The following is a 14,702-nucleotide window of genomic DNA, read 5'->3' as shown; positions in this document are numbered from 1 at the left end:
CGCGAGGAGCGGGGCCGTCATTGCTCTGGCCAGGGCCGGCCGCGCCGGGGCAGCCGGGCAGACCGGCGCGGTTACCGGGCCGGGCGGGCGTAGCGGTCGGTGGCCTCCGGGTCCATGCCGCCGCGCTTGCTCGGCGCGCCTTCGCCGCCCACCGGCGAGTTCGACGTGATCGTGTCGACCGAGGAGCGACGCTCCGGGACGTTGCTGGTCACCCGGCGGATGCCGGTCCGGCCGTCGTGGACGACGCCGACGACACGCTCGGCGAGCGCCGGCCAGTCCCGCGGCACCTGCTCCAGCTCCTTCAGGTGCGTCTCGGTGGACGTGATGACCACGACCGCGTCGGCCTGGATCGCCGACGCAGCGGTCATCGGCAGCTCGGCCAGCGCCGAGGTGACCAGGATGACCAGGTCGACGACGGGGGCGCGGTCGGCGAGGATCGGCGCCAGGCCGCCGGGACGCGCCGCCCGGGCCGGCGAGACCCGGTTGTAGAGGATGTGCCCGCGCCCGGTGCCGGACGAGCGGGCGAGGCAGGTCGGCTCGTGCGCCCAGCGCGGCAGCTCCCCGGAGGTCGCCCGTGGCAGCCCCTCCAGCGACGCCCGCACCTCCGACGACGGGGAGGTGTCGAGGATCAGCACGACGCCCTGGTCGTCCGACCAGGCGGCCGCGACCGAGGCGACGAGGTCCGCGGTGAGGTCCCCGCGCGACGCCGGGGTGAACGCGACCACCTTGCTGGTCGGCGACATCACCGCCGACATCGCCGAGACGAGCGTCTCGGCCGCGCTCGCGGTCGTGCGCCCCGGCTCCAACGCGGCGATCAGCGGGACGCCCAGGGTGTCCGACGGGTTGTGCGGGTCCAGGATCGTCGGCCGGCGCTGGTACATGATCCAGATGGCGGCGATGGAGCCGAGCAGGCCCACGATCGCCGCGACGAGGGTGTTGCGCAGCAGGTTGGGACCGCCCTGGCCGTCGGCGACCGGCGGCTCGGCCAGCTTGATCGCGGAGCTGCCCAGCACCGACGCGGTGCGGGCGTCGGCGATCTTCTCGTTGAGGCTTTGGATCTGCCGGGAGCGCACGGAGTTTGCGTTCACCCCGGCCGCGTCGGCCCCCTGGCCGGCGGCCTGCTGCTCGAGGACGACCTGGTCACGCAGCTTGATCAGCGCGTCCACGGAGGACTGGCTGTTGGCGCCGTAGCTCGTCAGCAGCGTGCTGTAGGCCGTCTCGCCCGCCTTGACCAGAGCCGTCGCCGCCTCCTGCGACGGCCCCTTGCCCTTCATGACGAAGAAGTAGCCCTCGTCCGACGGGGACGTGCTCAGCCGGCTCGCCACATCCGACTCGGACAGCTTGAGCGCCTTCGCGATCTCCGCCACGGCCGCCGAGGACTGGGCGAACTGCGCCTGGGTCTGGACGAACCGGGTCGCGTCGACGGAGTTGGCGAGCGTGCCGGAGTCCGTGGAGAGGAAGATCCGCGCACTCGACGTGTAGGTGGCCGACTGCGCCTTGGAGTAGATGGCCGCCAGCGCCGCAAAGATCACGACCACGATGACGATGATCAGCAGCCGCGGCTGGATGATGCGGAACAACGAGGGAGCAGACGGGGCCCGGCTGGTCTCGCCACCGCCCTGTGCGTTGCGGCTCATGACGCGCCCGCCCCGGACTCAGAACGGGCGGACCGCGCCCGCACGCGGATCGGAGAGCCGGCGGACTGACGCACCGACACCTCCAGCAGGACGTGAAGCGGACTCAATGTGGCCCCCCACAGGAGCATCCGGCCCGATTGCCGGACCACGGTCTAGATCTGACGAACCGATTTGTGAGCATAGCCGATAGCGGATAGTAAACGGTCATAGCTATGACTGACGCAGTGATGGCGCTCAGGAGCCGCGCCCGCCACGCCGCGGGCCGGTTGCGCGACGATGACCGTCGCGGTGACCTTCCGGGGCGGGGCCCGTACCGTCCACATCATCCACCGGCCCGATACCGCGCTCGGATTCACCCGACTTCCCTCGCGGCGATCGACGGTCACGATCCGTGCGGGTCGGCCGGGGTCGCGGTAGTTCCTGTCGCAACTCTTCCGGGACGTCAGATTTCCGAACTTTTGTCGAGTTATTTCCATCCCGTCGTTTAGTACTGGACCTATCACGCCGCGCCGAGCCTTCGGGCAACTCCCACCCGCCGGTCATTTCCGCGTCGTCGAACTCGCCGCCGGCCGCGCGGCCACCGGCCTGCTGCCGTCCCCCGGAAGAACGTCGGTCCTGGCGTGATCGTCCCCGATCCGGCGACCATCCGCCCGCCGTGACGGGGTCCACGCCACCGCGCGGGCCGCCGGCCGGCACCGGCTCGGGCGGCCTCGCTCCCCGGTCCGACCATCCTGGGCGGCCGGACCGACCCGCGCCCGACCGGGACTGCCGCGACCCGCGCCCACCGCCGTCACCACCACCGGCGGATTTGCCGGCAACCGGACGCGCCGGATCAACCGCGGATCCCGGATCGTCCTGCGCCGCGCGCAATGCCGCCTGCTCGGCATCATGTTCCCGCCCCAGCCGGCGAAGCAGGACGAACCAGACCGGAGCAATGGCCCAGAAAGCAATGTTGAATCCGATCACCGCGCCCCGGGCCTCACCGAGAACCGCCCCGATGATGGGGAATCCGAGCAGCATCGGGGCGAAGGCCGCGTTCAGCCTGAACGTGATCTTGGTCTTACCGAGTGCGTAGACCATGCAGGCCGGTCCCACCGGGACCGCCGCCGCGAGATAGTGCAGGATCGACAGGCCCAGGATGCTCTTCGTCCCGTCCCAGGTGTCGCCCAGCAGGGCCTGGCCGTAGCGCTCCGGCAGGAAGTAGAAGATCAGGCTCCAGGCCGCGCCGATCGCGAGCACCAGTCCGGACAGTGCGTACGCCGCCCGCTCGCGAGCGTGCACGTTCATCGAGGTCCGCTTGGAGAACTCGGGGAGGGCGAAGCTCACCACCCCGACCCCGACCACGGTGGTCGGGCCGAGCAGCGTCCGCGCGCCCTGCAGGGCGCCGATCGTCGACAGCGACCCCACCGCCCCGATCGCCAGCATCGACGTCTGCAGGGCGCCCTGCACCGTGATGAACTCCGCCGCCAGGTACGCCGAATCCGTCCTGTTCTCCGCCAGCCACCTTCTGGTCGCCCCCGGTGATGGCCAGAAGCCGGCCTGGACGATGCCGATCAGGGCGGCGACCAGGGCCGAAGCCCCCCAGGCCAGCAGCAGCGGGGACGACTCGGTCACCCCGCGATGGACGAGCACCCAGATCCCGAGGATCTGGACGACGGCCCACACGAGGTCGTTGAGGAACGCCCCGAACGGCCGCCCCATGGCGAAGAAGACGTACCGCCAGGCGTCCTGCAGGAGCAGGCCGGGCAGCACGAAGCCCATCGCTGACAGCGACGATCCGACCGGCCCGCCGACGGCGAGGCCGACGCCGACGAACACCACCCCGACCCCGAGGCCGAAGACGAACGACGACCCGGTCGTGGCCGAAGCGGCCGCCCGGAACGACGACGGCGTCGCGCCCGAGTAGAACATGCTCAGCGGCATACAGGTCGCGCCCCGACACAACCCGATCACGATGGCGAACAGCGTGTAGGCGATCCCGAACGCGCCATACTCGACATCGCTGACCTGGCGCGCGATGAGGAACGAGATCGCGGCGTTCGTCGCGCTGGAGATGGCCTGGTCGGCAAGGGTCCAGATCGCCTTCGACCGGGTGCTGCCGCCGCCTGCGCCACCACCGGGGCCGAGCCCCCGCTCGAGATCGTCGGCCTCGCCGAGATCGTCGCCATCGGCACTGCGGGCACGGTCGCCGACCGCCCGGCCGGCGTCAGCCCGCCGCCGCGCCGCGCCGCCCGCTCGCGCGCCACGCCGCTCGATGAGCCCGGTGTCCGGGTCGTCGACGAGGTCCTCGTGGGCCACGCCGGTGGCCGACGGAACGGACCGCGCGACCGCGCCGCGGCCGCGCCGCCGCGCGCCGTCGGGGTCCGCCGGCGCATTCGGGTACTCGCCGACGCCGCGCGGTCGGTCGCCGGGCCGCGACTGGCCGGGCAACGACTCGCGGGAGACCACCTGGGTGGACTCCGCGTCCGGCGGGGCGGGGCGGCGGCGACGGTGCGAGCGGGGTGCGGGAGCCTCGACCCGGGTGATGACCTCGGTCTGTTCGAGGCGGAGGCGATGCTGCAGGGCGCTCAGGTCAATCGTCGAGGTGATCGTGTGCGGCAGCGGGCTACCGCCCGGCGACCGGCGCAGCCCCGGCAGCGCCGAGGTCTCCGGCGAGGCCGGGGCATCGCCGGCGGGCGACGCCGGCCTCGCCTCCCCACCGCCGCCGACATTTCCCGGCCCTGTCTCCGGCCTCGGCCCTGGGGTTGGGGTTGGGGTTGGGCCTGGGGTTGGGGTTGGGCCTGGGGTTGGGGTTGGGGTTGCGGCCATGGGTCCGAATCCGCGCAGGCTGCCGCCCGCCGCGGGACCGCCGGCTTCGGCGGACCGGGCAGAACCCGGCGACGCCGCGCTGACCGCGATCCAACCCTGACCGGCGGGATCCACCCGCGGCCGCGGACCCGACGCAGGGCGCGGACCTGACGGCGGGCGCGGACCTGACGGCGCAGGAGGGGCCGACGGGACGGGACGCACTCGGGGATCGACGGTGATCGGGACCATGGGCGACGGCGCCTGCCCGGCGGGAGGACCACCGGGTGGCGCCGGGATCAGCCTCGGCAGCACTGCGGGGGGCCGTTCGGGTGACGCGGGGACCGGACCGGCAGGAGAAGCCCCCGTACCTGGCCGGGACGACGCGGTCCGGCCGGGCGGTCGGGACCCGGCCCAGCCGGGCGGGGTCGGGGTCTGGCCTGCCGGGGCGCGGTCCGGCGGGGTCTGGCCTGCCGGGGCCTGGCCTGCCGGGGCCTGGCCTGCCGGGGCCTGGCCTGCCGGAACCTGGCCCACCGGGGGCGGGCCGGTCGGAACTCGTCCCGCGATCGGCGCCGGCCCCGCCGGGTAGCCGCCCGGCGGCGACGTCGGGACGCGGCCCCCTGTGGGAATCCGCCCCCGCCGGGGCCCGCTCGCAGGCGCCGAAGGCCGACCGGGGGCGGGGGCCGATCCTGCCGGGTAGCCACCCGGCGATGCCGGTGGCCGGTGATTCGCGGCGGGCGGCCCCCCCGCCGGATGGCCGGCGCGGGGCATCCCATGGCCGGCGGGAGGCCGCGTCGGAGCCCGATCGGGGGGCGGGGCGCCGGACATCGGGGCCGGGGGTGGGGTCACGGTCCGTCGGGGGTCGGGCGGGCCGATCGGCGGTTGTCCCTGGCCGTGCGGCGGGGGCCGCGTTCCGGACCCGGTGACCTGGGGATGCGGCGGCGGGGCCGCGGGCCGCTGGCCCGGCCAGACCGGTTCGCCGGCCGCACTGGACGCCGGTTCAGGCGAACCGGGGTATCCCTGGGGCTGACCCCACGATCCGGCCCCGGGGTGGTCGGGTTGTCGCTCGCCCGGGGCCGGTCCCGTCCGGTCGGGGAACGGGCGCCCGTCCGGGCCGGTTCCCCAGCCGGGCGGGGGCAGGCGAGGAGGCGGGGCCTGGGGTGCGGCCCAGGTCTGCGGCGGGATGGGCGACGACACCTCGAAGCCCACGTACGCCGGATCGTAAACACCCGCTCCGGCGCGGTGGCCGCCGGCCGCCAAGGATTCGTCCGGCGCCGGCGCGGCCGACCGGGGAAGAGACGGGGTCTGTTCGACGGGGCGAGGGCCCTCGGGCGGCAGATCCTCCGGCCCGCCCGAGGCCCGTAGGTCCACATCGATGTCCGTCATGCTCGCTCTCCCGACCGACGACGCCGGACCGGCGCCCGCGACCCGGATGGCCGCAGGCGGAGATGACGACGACCCCACACCACGATGCAGGACCCGCCTACAGCACGACCGGCCGGGGTACCGGCACGATGAAGGAGCCGCCGCGCGCGGCGTATTCCGCCTGCTGGGCGATGATCTCCTTCTTCACGTTCCAGGCCAGTAGCAGCAGGTAGTCAGGCTGACGCTCCAGCAGGACGGCGGGGTCGAGGATCGGCAGCCGCGCCCCGGGGATGTACTTGCCCTGCTTGTGGACGTTGCGGTCGACCACGAAGTCGATGAGGTCCGTGGTGATGCCGCTGGAGTTCAGCAGCGTCGCGCCCTTGGCCGCGGCGCCGTAGGCGGCGACCGTCTTGCCCTCGGCCCGCAGCGACCGCAGCAGCGCGATCAGCTCCTCCTGCACCGTGCGCACATCGTCGCCGAAGGTGGCGTACCGCGCGAACGAGTCGAGGCCCGCGGCCCGCTCGGCGTCGAGCACGGCGGCGACCGACTCGGCCGGCTGGGCGGTGGCGGCGTGCTGCATGCTCCAGCGCAGCGTCCCGCCGTGCAGCTCGGGGAACTCCTGGACGCCGACGAGCGCGAGGCCGTGGCGGCGCATGAGGGCGTCCACCGCGATGGTGGAGAAGTAGCAGAAGTGCTCGTGGTAGACCGTGTCGAACTCGGTGTGGGCCAGCAGGGCGCCGACGCCGGGGTTCTCGACGTCGACGAGCCCGCCGTCGGCGAGCAGGATCGAGAAGCCCTCGACGAAGCTGTTGAGGTCGGGGACGTGGGCCATCACGTTGTTCGCGATGATCACGTCGGCCCGCAGGCCCTCCGCGACGAGCTGGCGGGCCAGGTCCGCGCCGAAGAACTCCTCCCGGGTCGGCACGCCGGCCTCGCGGGCGGCGGCGGCCGGACCCGGCGTCGGCTCGATGCCCAGCACCGGGATGCCCCGCTCGACGAAGGCCTTGAGCAGGTAGCCGTCGTTGCTGGCGACCTCGACGACCAGGCTGTCCGGGCCGAGGTTACGGCTGGCGATCAGGTCGATGACGTGCTTCTCGGCGTGCCGGACGAGCATGTCCGAGAACGAGGAGAAGTACGGGTAGTCCTCGTCGAAGATCTCCGAGGCGGGCAGCTCGTGGGTGAGCTGGACCAGCGCGCAGGACTCGCAGAAGCCGACCTCGAGCGGGAACGACGGGTCGGTGGCGTCGAGGGCGTCGGCGCGCACCAGGCGGTTCGCGATGGGCGTCGACCCCAGGGAGAGGAACAGCCGCGGGGCCGCACCGCCACAGGACCGGCAGGCGGTGACCGGCGAGGCGATTCCGCCGGAGGTGGCCGGCGACTCGTTCGCGTCGGCCGTGGCGGTTCCGCTACCGCCCTGGGCCGGGGTTCCGGATGACATGCGCTCCCCTTGGTGAGATGTCGACATCGATCTGCCCGCACCGGTGCCTGGTACACGACCCGACGGGCCAGACGCGGGTGTGCCGGTCGGCCCAGCGGGCCGAGCGGCGTGGTGACTGCACATCCGGCGCAGGGATGTGACGGTCCCGAAAAACCTGATCTTCACGGCGCCGGGGTCAGGTACCGTGTCGCCCTCCGGGTCGCGAGGGCACCGCCCGCACCCCAGCCGGCGTTGAGTTTCGCAGGCCCTGGGAGTGATCAGACAACGGGGGGTGGCTGTGGCGACAACGATTCAGACCGTGGCGCCGGTGGCGTCGGGAACGTGAACCGCCGCACCGCCGCCATCCGCCGCCGACGCCGCACCGCCGCCGGGCAGCCCGAGCAGCCCGAGCGGCCCGAGCGGCCCGCCGGCCGGACCATCCGCGAGCAGCGGCCAGGCCCGGTCCTTGTCGGAGACGACCGACACCGGCAGCGGCCAGGCGATGCCGAGGCGCGGGTCGTCGAAGCGCAGCCCGCGGTCGTGTCCCGGGGTGAAGGGGACGTTCATCTGGTACGTCGCCTCGGTGGCGTCGGCCAGCGTCTGGTAGCCGTGCGCGAGCCCCGCGTCGATGAACAGCGCCCGGTGGTTGTCGGCGGACAGTTCGACCGCAACGTGGCGCAGGTACGTCGGCGAGTCCGGCCGGGGGTCGACCACGACGTCGAGCAGCGCGCCCCGGGTGCAGCGGACGAGCTTGGTCTCGCGAACGGGTTCGCCGGCCCAGTGCATGCCGCGGATCGTGCCGGCCGTGGCGTTGTAGGCCACGCTGCACTGGGCCACGTCGACGGCGAGCCCCGCGGCCGCGAACTCCTCGGCGCAGAACGTCCGGGCGAACATGCCCCGGGCGTCGGTGAACGCCTCGACGTCGACGATCCACACCCCCGCGATCGCCGTCGGCGTGACGATCACGGATGGGCCCAGAACAGGTCGGCGTCGAGCTGGCCGGTGCCGATCAGGTACTCCAGCTGCTTGAGCCGGGTGTGCCCGCGGCCGGTGAAGGTCTCCGCATCGAGCTGGATGCGGCTGAAGACCTCGTGCAGCTGCTGGGCGCCCTTCAGCGCGTTCCAGTCGCAGGAGAATCCGGGCAGGGTGCTCGCGATCTTGTCGAAGGACACCCGGTAGCTGCGGTTGTCGCCGCCGTTGTCGCCGAAGCTCAGCTTGCACCCGGTGAAGACGCTCGCGACCGCATCGGCGATCTCCTTGACCTGGTAGTTCTGCTCGCTGTCGCCCACGTTGAAGATCTGGTTGTGGACGACGTCGCGCGGCGCGGTCAGCACGAGGCGGATCGCCTTCGCGATGTCCAGGCCGTGGACCAGCGGGCGCCAGGGGGTGCCGTCCGAGGTCATCGCGATCTCGCCGGTCGTCCAGGCGACGCCGGCGAGGTTGTTGAGCACGATGTCGAAACGCTGCCGCGGCGAGGCGCCGTAGGCGGTGGCGTTGCGCAGGAACGTCGGCGAGAAGGAGTCGTCGGCCAGCGGGGCGACGTCGCGCTCCACGTAGACCTTGCACTCGGCGTACGGGGTCTGCGGGTTGACCGGCGAGGTCTCGGTGACGTCCTCGCCGGTCGCCACGCCGTAGACGCTGCACGAGGACATGTAGACGAACCGTTCGACGCCGGCCTGCTTGGCGAGGTTCGCCAGCCGCACCGAGCCGAGGTGGTTGACCTTGTACGTGACGTCCGGCGCGAGCGCGCCGAGCGGGTCGTTGGACAGCTCGGCCATGTGCACCACGGCGTCGACGCCCGCGAGGTCCTCGACGGTGAGGTGGCGCAGGTCCCGGTCGAGGGTCAGCGGGGTCCGGTCCGTCCCGCGGTACAGCCAGCCGTACTTGTAGTAACCGGTGTCCACGCCGATGACCTCATGGCCATCGCGCATCAGCTCGGGCGCAAGTAGGCACCCCAGGTACCCCTCCGTGCCCGTCACGAGCACCTTCATCCGCGAGTCCTCCCCATCTCGGCCGCGGGGTGGCCCGATCGGGCCAGACGGTCCGGCCTCAAACCGTACCGAGTCGGTCCCGCACCCCGGCCTCCGACATCCCGAGGGGTGCCAGCCGCCACCGGGCCGGCGCGCTCCGCCACGAGAAGAAAGGCCGGCCGTCGGCCGTGACCGGGAGAAGACGTACAGCCATGCTCGTGAGGACGCCAGCGCCGACTCGTGGTCGGCTGGTCGGGCATCAGCAAGGCGAGCGCGTAACCTCGCCACCCGCCAGGGCCGCGGCCCTTGCCCTCGACCCCGCCCCTGGCCCTGGCCCTGACCCTGGCCCTGACCCTGGCGATCATGGTGTTCCGCGGAACCGCGTCCCGCTGCCTTGCCGCCCGATTCACTTCCTGGCACGCCGCCCCCGCCAACCCTTGACGAGCCCTGGATGAATGGTTCCGAAGTTCTCGTGACCCTAGGTAGCCGTCCACCAGCCCTACCTGCGCCGCACGACCACTGCCGCCAGCCCGCCAGCCCGGTTCCCGGCCAGATCGAGGCCAGATCGTGCCGAGGCTTAAACACGGTTCCGCGGCCGAAAAGCGCAACTACCCCTCGGCACGATTCTGTGCACGAATGACCACCGAAAGACACAATGGATGTGGTGCGGCCAGTGGGCACACCGACCCCCGAGGCGACCCCGCACCCGTCGCCGCCCTGGGAGTAGCCCGCCCGTACGGGGTCAGCGGACGGGGGGTCGCATGATCCGGGCGGGAGCGGCGAAGACGGTGGAGCCCGGGGGCACGTCCGTCATCACGATCGAGCCCGGCCCGATGCGAACGTCGTCACCGATGGTGATCGCGCCGATGAGGTGGACGCCGGGGGCGAGCTCGACCCGAGCGCCGATCTTCGGCACGTCCCCCGGCGAGGCCGACCCGCCGGCGTAGCCGATGGTCAGGTTGTGCCGCAGCGTGCAGTCGTCGCCGATCTCGCAGTACGGCGGGATCAGGATCGTCTGGTGATGGCCGATGTGGACCCGCCGGCCGACCCGGGCCTTCTCGGAGAGCTCCACCCCGTACAGGTTGCGGATGACGAGGTTGTTGAGCACCTTGTAGACCACGGTGAGCGCGGCGCGCAACGGCTGGCGCCGGGTGCGCCGCCACTGCCCGAGGCGGTAGACGGCGAGTACATGCAGCCCCGGATGGGCGAACGAGCCGTAATGCCGGCGGAAGTCCTCCCGCAGGATCTCCCGCAGGCCCAGCTCGGACGCCTCCCGGCGGTCGGCCTCGGCGGCACCCGCCAGCGCGGCCGTCGACGGGGCGGGCGTCGACGGGGCGGGCGTCGACGGGGCGGGCGTCGACGGGGCGGGCGTGGCGGCGGTGTTGTCCGGGGCCGCGGTCGACGGGGTGGCGTGGGCGGTGGAGCCGTTGGGCGTGGCCGGGGGGCTCGCGGGTTCGCGGGGGGCCGTCCCGTTGCGGGCGGCGCCGGCCTCAGTGGACACCGCTGAGCTCCTCGATGTGCTCGCGCATGTCACCGACGGTGGCGAAGCTGGCGAGCCGGTCGTCGGCGATCTGGATCGAGAACTCCCGCTCGACGGCGTAGATCAGGTTGATGTGCGCGAGCGAGTCCCAGCCGGGAACGTCGGCGGCGGTCATCGCGTCGGAGACGATGAGGTCGTCATCACTGAAGATCTCCCGGAAGATCTGCTGGAGTCGATCCTGCACCATTACCTGGGCACCTCTTCCATCCTGCGGTCCTGCGGCCGCGTCTGGGCGAACACGTGCGTGGACAGCTCGGCAGGCGGCACGCCCAGTGCGCCCGGCTGGTCGGCCCGGTCCGGGTCCGCGCCGGCTCCGGCCGCGACGACGCGCATCAGGCCGGGCGTCGCGTATGGCGCGTCCGCGGCGCGGGACCAGTGGGTCGTGCCCGGCGCCGACGGATCGTCCGGCGCGTCCACCCGGGTGAAGCCGAGGCGTTCGTAGAGGCCGGCGACCAGGGCGTTCTTCGCCGATGGCCGGTGCTCGCCGACGACCCGGGCGAGCCCGCGCCGCCGCGCCTCGGCGAGGATCAGCCCGGCGACCTCGTCCTCCAGGGTCCGACCGATCACCCGGCAGCTCATCAGCCAGGTGTCGACGGCCAGGGCGTCACCCGCCTCGACGGCGATGACCACCGCGACGAGGCCGTGATCGGCGAACCGGTCGGCGAGGCGGACACAGAGCACGGCCGCGGCGGGATCGGCGGCCAGCCGGGCGATCTCGTCGGCGCCGCGGCGGCGCCCGGTCAGGTTGAACTGGTTGGTCTTGCCGACGAGCTGGGCGGCGCGGGGCAGGGTCAGCTCGTCGAGCGGGACGACGGTGGCCGTCATGTTCAACCCCCGGTGGAACTCCGCCAGCGAGGGGGCCGCGGCCTCGGCGGCGGCGAGTTCGGCCCGGGCCCGGTAGGTCGCCGTCCGCGCGGCGTCCTCCGCGGTGAGCGCCGTGGTCTCGAAGAACGGGTAGTCGGCCAGCGCCCGGACGTAGCCATGCGGGTCGGCGGGCAGCGCGAGGACATCGACCTCACCGACGAGCTGGCGCACCGCCTCGCGTTCGGCCGGGTTGTCGTCGACGAAGACGAGGGCGTCGAGGCCGAGGCCAAGGGTGGCGGCGATCCGGCGTAGCTGGGTCGGCTTGTCGTCCCAACAGGCGCTGAACATCGCGATGTCGTCGAGGCGCAGCCGCATGCCGGGGTGGCGCTCGAACGCTTCCCGCGCGTCGGCGTCGTTGTTCTTCGAGCAGACCGCGAGCACGACGCCGCGCTTCCTCAGCTCGACGACGTAGTCCTGGAAGGCGGCGAAGGCCTCGCCGACGGCGCCGTCGCCGAGCGCGATGCCGGCGAGCCCCTCCTCCCCCAGCACGCCGCCCCACAGGGTGTTGTCGAGGTCGAGGACGAGGCACTTGCGGCTCACCCCGAACTGCGCGCCGATCACCGCCGCGGTGTGCCGGGCCAGCAGCGGCACCTGGGCAAGCGACACCGCCTGCTTGGAACGGTGCCAGTAGCGCGCGTCGAACCAGGCCCGCTTGCCGACGTCGGCGGCGAGGCGCTCGCAGTCGACCAGGCCGATCCCGTCGCCGGCGGCCCGGCCGAGCTCGGCGTTGACCCGGGCGAGCAGGGTCGGGCGGGCACCGTCGGTGCGCAGCGCCAGGTGCCCGAGGGCGACCTCGCCGGGCACGGCGAAGGTGTGCTGGACGACCCGGGCGCCGCAGCGGGCGCGGATCGTCTCCCACAGCGACGTCCAGCGGCGCACCTCGGCGGTGACCGCGGCGTCCGGGTCGTCGGCGATCGACGGCAGCGCCGCCTCGCCGGCGTGCACGGCGAGCACGACCACGTCCGGCGCGAAGCTGTACAGCCCGCTGCCGGGGTCCAGGATCTCCTGGCGGTACTGGCCGTACCCGCACTCGTAGGTCTCGATGGCGACCCCCGCCCGCGCGGCCGCGAGCGGCAGCAAGGCCGCGAACTGGGACGTCGTGTAGCTGCCGAGGACCGCGACCCGGGCCGAGCGCGGCAGCGGCGCGACGGCGGGCAGGCAGCGGCGCAGCACACCGGCCGCCGCCGACCAGGCGCCGAGGTCGCCGTCGGTGTCGGTGAGGGCCAGCGCCCAGCGCACCGCCCCGGCCGGGTCCCCGGCGCGCTCGTGTGCGACGGCGAGATCGCGGCACAGCGCGGCGGTCGGGATCTCGCTCGCGGCGGCGAGCGCGGTCAGCTCGGCTACCCGCCCGTCGCGCGGCGGCGCCTGCCGGTCAGGCCCGACCCCCACGCCGGTGTCCCCTCTTTCGGTCATCCCTGCGGCCCCTCTCGTGGTGGCCCGTCACGGCACCCCGCATCCGAACCCAAACTCTACCCTCACGTTAGAGTTGGTTCGAACGGAACGGCGAGGGCGGGTGGCGGCGATATCCGCCGGATATCCCAGGCTGCCGCGGCCATAACGACAACAAGGGCACCATGGATGTCCCGGGCGATATCCGGCATTCGGCGAGCGCCCGGATGGCCTGCCGGAGGCGATGACAACAACACCGATCCGCCCCGCGGCCGGACCGGCACAGTCAATCCATAGAGGTAATCGTCACGTTACAAAGTGTAGTAACCGGTGGGCCGCAGCGGCATCGCCCCACCATGTCCGGCGCCATTGCGGCCCCGGGCCCGTGCCCGCGACGCGCCGACGGGTGCGCGAATACCAGGTCAACGAGGGTGGATCTATCCACTTGTCGACAACGGCTCGCATAGTGCCGGCGATGTGGAAAACTGCCTCACACACGGCGACGCCGACCGCGCCATTCCCGTCCGGCCACCCGTCATCCCCCTCAGCGCGCCGAGTGGCACGTCCCGGGAGGCAGGTCCCCCCTGATGCAGCACCGCGCCATGCCCCGCGGTCCCACCGGGACGGTGCCCCGCGGTCCCACCGGGACGGTGCCCCGCGGTCCCACCGGGACGGTGCCCCGCGGTGCCGTCCGGGCGGCGTCCGCCGTCCTGACGCTGCTGGTCGTGTTCGTCCTCGGCGAGCCGCTGCTCGCCGCAACCGCCGTCGCCGCCCCTGTCACCGTCGCCGTCCCTGTCACCGTCGCCCCCGCGCAGGGCTCGCAGTGGTACCACGCGGTGCTCGGGCTCGCCCAGGCGCAGCGGATCAGCCAGGGCGCCGGGTCGGTGGTCGCGGTCATCGACGGCGGCGTCGACGCCGGCCACCCCAAGCTGCAGGGCCAGGTCCTGCGCGGCGCCGGCGTCGGGCCGGGATCGGCGCCGGACGGGTGGCGCGACGACGATCCCGACGGCCACGGCACGGCGATGGCGGGCCTGATCGCGGGGCGCAACGACAATGGCCAGCCCGAGGTGCGCGGCATCGCCCCGGCCGCCCGGATCCTGCCCATCTCGACCGGTGCCGAGGCGGACTCGGCGGAGGTCGCCCGCGGCATCCACCGGGCGGTCGACCTCGGCGCCGACGTCATCAACCTCTCCCTCGGCTCAGCCGGGGCCGCGACCCCCGACGAGCGGGAGGCGGTCGCCTACGCCTTCGCCCACGACGTGGTCGTGGTCGCCTCGGCCGGCAACGCGGAGAACGGCGACACCGAGATCAACTCGCCGGCGAACATCCCCGGCGTCGTCGCCGTGACCGGCTCGACCGCGCGGGGCAACTTCTGGCGGGGTTCGGCCCGCGGAGCGTGGGCCGTCATCGCCGCTCCGGCCCCGGGCATCCGGGCGCCCGTGCCGACCAGGGTCTCCCCGGACGGCCTGGACACCGGCGCCGGCACCTCCAACTCGGCCGCGATCGTCTCGGGCGTGGTCGCGCTCATCCGGTCGGCCCGGCCCGACCTGGACGCGCCCAACGTCATCAAGCGGCTCGTCTACACCGCGCGGGACGCGGGCTCGCCGGGGCGCGACGTCGAGTTCGGTTTCGGCATCGTCGACCCCGCCGCGGCGCTGACCCGGCCGGTGCCGGTCGTCGCCGCCAACCCCTTGCTGGCCGCTCCGACCCGCTGGGGCACGGTCGGCCAGGCACCC

Annotated in this window: 9 protein-coding genes; 1 reads left to right on the top strand and 8 read right to left on the bottom strand. The window is 73.3% G+C overall.

Annotated elements, in window-relative coordinates; all coding sequences use genetic code 11:
* Nucleotides 1-71: 71 nt before the first annotated feature.
* From FRAQA3DRAFT_RS25645 to FRAQA3DRAFT_RS25610, 8 genes are all read right to left on the bottom strand, one after another.
* Nucleotides 72-1,637 carry a Wzz/FepE/Etk N-terminal domain-containing protein gene (locus tag FRAQA3DRAFT_RS25645; protein ID WP_009741960.1) on the bottom strand — a complete coding sequence of 522 codons (1,566 nt, stop codon included), beginning with the start codon at nt 1,635-1,637 and terminating at the stop codon, nt 72-74.
* 234 nt (nt 1,638-1,871) lie between these two features.
* The gene (locus FRAQA3DRAFT_RS25640; RefSeq protein WP_009741959.1) at nt 1,872-4,085 is read right to left on the bottom strand and encodes a hypothetical protein; all 2,214 of its coding nucleotides are present in this window, start codon (nt 4,083-4,085) and stop codon (nt 1,872-1,874) included.
* A gap of 1,819 nt (nt 4,086-5,904) precedes the next feature.
* Nucleotides 5,905-7,224, bottom strand: a complete 1,320-nt coding sequence (locus FRAQA3DRAFT_RS25635; RefSeq protein WP_009741958.1) for a class I SAM-dependent methyltransferase — start codon at nt 7,222-7,224, stop codon at nt 5,905-5,907.
* Between the two features lie 291 nt (nt 7,225-7,515).
* Nucleotides 7,516-8,169, bottom strand: coding sequence for a dTDP-4-dehydrorhamnose 3,5-epimerase family protein (locus FRAQA3DRAFT_RS25630; protein WP_009741957.1), 654 nt, complete (start codon nt 8,167-8,169; stop codon nt 7,516-7,518).
* Nucleotides 8,166-9,194: an NAD(P)-dependent oxidoreductase gene (locus FRAQA3DRAFT_RS25625; RefSeq protein WP_009741956.1), complete on the bottom strand. Its 1,029-nt coding sequence runs from the start codon at nt 9,192-9,194 to the stop codon at nt 8,166-8,168. The genes FRAQA3DRAFT_RS25630 and FRAQA3DRAFT_RS25625 overlap by 4 nt, the downstream gene beginning before the upstream one ends.
* A gap of 721 nt (nt 9,195-9,915) precedes the next feature.
* Entirely contained in the window at nt 9,916-10,674 is a 759-nt protein-coding gene (locus FRAQA3DRAFT_RS25620) for a serine O-acetyltransferase (RefSeq protein ID WP_009741955.1), read from the bottom strand.
* A complete protein-coding gene (locus FRAQA3DRAFT_RS25615; protein WP_009741954.1) occupies nt 10,664-10,900 on the bottom strand; it encodes an acyl carrier protein in 237 nt (78 codons plus the stop codon). Before FRAQA3DRAFT_RS25615 ends, FRAQA3DRAFT_RS25620 begins: the two co-directional genes overlap by 11 nt.
* Nucleotides 10,900-12,990: an HAD family hydrolase gene (locus FRAQA3DRAFT_RS25610; RefSeq protein ID WP_009741953.1), complete on the bottom strand. Its 2,091-nt coding sequence runs from the start codon at nt 12,988-12,990 to the stop codon at nt 10,900-10,902. The genes FRAQA3DRAFT_RS25615 and FRAQA3DRAFT_RS25610 overlap by 1 nt, the downstream gene beginning before the upstream one ends.
* 563 nt (nt 12,991-13,553) lie before the next feature.
* On the opposite strand from FRAQA3DRAFT_RS25610, the gene FRAQA3DRAFT_RS25605 reads away from it, so the two are divergent.
* Nucleotides 13,554-14,702 (top strand): S8 family serine peptidase (locus FRAQA3DRAFT_RS25605; RefSeq protein WP_009741952.1); only part of this gene is annotated, 1,149 nt, incomplete at its 3' end.

It is taken from the genome of Frankia sp. QA3 (genome assembly GCF_000262465.1).
Classification (GTDB): domain Bacteria; phylum Actinomycetota; class Actinomycetes; order Frankiales; family Frankiaceae; genus Frankia.
Note: the sequence above shows the minus strand (reverse complement) of the source record. Positions and strands in the feature narration are given on the sequence as shown.

Coding starts and splice junctions, on each gene's coding strand:
- FRAQA3DRAFT_RS25645 (WP_009741960.1), bottom strand. CDS start 1,637: ATGAGCCGCAACGCACAGGGCGGTGGCGAGACCAGCCGGGCCCCGTCT.
- FRAQA3DRAFT_RS25635 (WP_009741958.1), bottom strand. CDS start 7,224: ATGTCATCCGGAACCCCGGCCCAGGGCGGTAGCGGAACCGCCACGGCC.
- FRAQA3DRAFT_RS25625 (WP_009741956.1), bottom strand. CDS start 9,194: ATGAAGGTGCTCGTGACGGGCACGGAGGGGTACCTGGGGTGCCTACTT.
- FRAQA3DRAFT_RS25615 (WP_009741954.1), bottom strand. CDS start 10,900: ATGGTGCAGGATCGACTCCAGCAGATCTTCCGGGAGATCTTCAGTGAT.
- FRAQA3DRAFT_RS25610 (WP_009741953.1), bottom strand. CDS start 12,990: ATGACCGAAAGAGGGGACACCGGCGTGGGGGTCGGGCCTGACCGGCAG.